Here is a 2,450-nt window from a genome sequence, read left to right as displayed (position 1 = left end):
TCGCGATCGAGCGCGGCGTCGAGCTCGTCACCGACGTGGGTCCGGAAACGCGGATCGAGCGCGGCGACGAGCTCGTCCTCGCGGGCACCGACGAGGGGGTCCGGGCGTTCGAGCGCTCGTTCGCCTGAGTCGGGTCGCGGCGCTGGTCGGGTTCGCGCCGTTGATCCCGTCCGCGCCGCCGCTCCCGCCGGGACGAGTCGAACGCTTCAAGTATTCGCTGGCTGTTCGTACCCGTATGAAAGACCAGGGACGCTCCGCGCGCAAGCGGACCGGCGGCCGACTCAAGCACGCCTCGAACAAGAAGCGCCACCAGCTCGGCCGCGAGCCCGCCGAGACCACGGTCGGCGAGACGCGACTCCAGTACATCGACTCCCGCGGCACGGAGGAGAAGGTCCGCGCGCTCTCGACGAACGTCGCGCAGGTCGCCGACGGCGGCGAGGTCAGCGAGGCCGAGATCGAGAACGTCGTCGACAACCCCGCGAACGTCAACTACGTCCGCCGGAACATCGTCACGAAGGGCGCCGTCATCGAGACGTCCGCCGGTCGCGCCCGCGTCACCTCCCGCCCCGGCCAGACCGGACAGGTCAACGCGGTCCTGCTCGACTGACGCCGCCTTTCTGAACCTATTTCCGCTCGCGTCACGTCCAGCCACGCGTGTACCTCGGCGTCGACGAAGCGGGCAAGGGGCCGGCGCTCGGGCCGATGGTCTCGGCGGCGGTGGTCGCCGCCCCGGCGAGCCTCCCGGCCGACGCGGACGACTCGAAGCGGATCGCGCCGGCTCGGCGCGAGGAGATGGCGGCGGCCCTCAGGGACGACCCCGACGTCGCCGTCGGCGTCGCCCGCGTCGAGCCCGCCGAGATCGACCGACCCGACACGGACATGAACACGCTCACCGTCCGCGGGCAGGCGCGGGCGGTCCGCGACGCGCTCGCGGACCTCCCCGCGGACGTCGCCGAACCGGTCAGCGTCGTCGCCGACGCGGGCGACACCAGCGAGGAGCGGTTCGCGGAGCGGCTCGCGCGGTTCGTCGCTGAGGGCTCTGACGACGGGCGGAGCGACGGGGCCCTCCCGGCCGTCGACGTGACCGCCGCCCACGGCGCCGACGCGGACGACCCCGTCGTGGGCGCCGCGAGCGTCGTCGCGAAGGCGGCCCGCGACCGGCGAATGGCAGCTATCGACGCCGCGTACCCCGAGTACGACGACCTCGGGAGCGGCTACCCGAGCGACCCGGCCACCCGGGCGTTCCTCCGCGAGTACGTCGCCGAGACGGGCAACCTCCCCGACTGCGCCCGCCGGTCGTGGGCGACCTGCGACGACGTTCTCGCCGCCGCCGAGCAGTCGGCGCTCGACGAGTTCTGACCGGACGGGGGCCCGCGCTCCGGGCGCGAAGCGCGGCGGCGGCCGCTCAGAACGGCCCGGCGAGGAGGCCGCCGACCGCCCCGACGACCGCCTCCCACACCGAGAAGCCGGTCGCGATCGCCAACACGGTGTCCGCGCCGAAGAAGGCGAAAAGCAGCGCGGAGCCGAAGTGCGCGAGCCGCATGTCGACCCGTCCGGCGAAGGTGTGGAAGAAATACGCGTTCGCGAGGCTCACCGGGACGATCGCGAGCATCTCGCCGACCCAGATGGCGGAGGTCGCGCCGTACTGGACCGCCAGTCCGATGGTGACGAGCTGGGTCTTGTCGCCGAACTCGCCGGTCGCGGTGAGCGCGAAGATGGGGAGGAAGCCGCCGAACGATCCCGAGTACCGGTCGAGCGGTCCCGGTAAGGAGAGGTCGTCGAACGCGGCCAGCCCGCCGTCGGTGCGGTCCGTCTCGGGGTCCGTTCCCCGCGACGGCGCGGAGCGGTACAGGAGCACCGCGAAGACGAAGAACAGCGTCGCGGTGATCGCGTCCAGCACGACCGGCGGAAACGCCGACTGGAGCGCCCGTCCGAACGCGATCTCGACGGCGGTCCACCCGGCGAACGCGGACCCGGCGGCCGCGACGACGACCTTCGGGTCGTACTTCGTCGCGAGCCCCGCGATCATCAGCTGGACCTTCTCACCCGGCAGCACCGCGAGCTGGGTGACGAACGCGATCGCAGCGATCTCGGCGTAGCCGGTCATGCGCCGCTCGCCCCCCGCCCGCCGCCGGGCAGCCCGGCGAGCGAACCCGAGACCGGCGCTCTCGCCCGCGACTCGATCCGCCGGATCGAACCGAGGTCCCTCTCAACTGCGTCGGTGGACACGCACGATTTTGCCGGGTCCGAACTAATAGCCTGTCGGATGCGTCGCCGTCCCCGGCCGCGCTTCGGCGACGGCCCGCCCGGCACGACGAACGCGGGAAACGACGCCGAAGCGCGTGGCAAGTCGAGCGGCCGTGAACCTCGTCGAACCGCCGACCGCGGGCCCGCGCCGCCCGAGCCGCCGGCGCAGCCGCACCCGATCACCCGTCCGTCCCACCCGCGCG

Annotated in this window: 4 protein-coding genes; 3 read left to right on the top strand and 1 reads right to left on the bottom strand. The window is 73.1% G+C overall.

The window, feature by feature from the left end; translation table 11 throughout:
• The 3 genes from B9G38_RS16080 to rnhB all read left to right on the top strand — a co-directional run.
• Positions 1–128: TrkA C-terminal domain-containing protein (locus B9G38_RS16080; protein WP_086221048.1), on the top strand; the 128-nt coding region annotated here is incomplete at its 5' end.
• 107 nt (positions 129–235) lie between these two features.
• A complete protein-coding gene (locus B9G38_RS16075; protein WP_086221047.1) occupies positions 236–607 on the top strand; it encodes a 30S ribosomal protein S8e in 372 nt (123 codons plus the stop codon).
• A 47-nt stretch (positions 608–654) separates the two neighbouring features.
• The gene (rnhB, locus tag B9G38_RS16070) at positions 655–1,359 is read left to right on the top strand and encodes a ribonuclease HII (protein WP_086221046.1); all 705 of its coding nucleotides are present in this window, start codon (positions 655–657) and stop codon (positions 1,357–1,359) included.
• Between the two features lie 46 nt (positions 1,360–1,405).
• Here the strand turns inward: rnhB and B9G38_RS16065 are convergent, their stop codons facing one another.
• The gene (locus B9G38_RS16065; RefSeq protein WP_086221045.1) at positions 1,406–2,107 is read right to left on the bottom strand and encodes a TMEM165/GDT1 family protein; all 702 of its coding nucleotides are present in this window, start codon (positions 2,105–2,107) and stop codon (positions 1,406–1,408) included.
• Positions 2,108–2,450: the final 343 nt, after the last annotated feature.

The organism is Halorubrum sp. SD612, from assembly GCF_002135005.1.
This window is presented reverse-complemented; position numbering and strand designations above follow the sequence as displayed.

What these genes read in the sequence shown, in the direction of transcription:
- B9G38_RS16075 (WP_086221047.1), top strand. Translation starts at nt 236, where the DNA reads ATGAAAGACCAGGGACGCTCCGCGCGCAAGCGGACCGGCGGCCGACTC.
- B9G38_RS16065 (WP_086221045.1), bottom strand. Translation starts at nt 2,107, where the DNA reads ATGACCGGCTACGCCGAGATCGCTGCGATCGCGTTCGTCACCCAGCTC.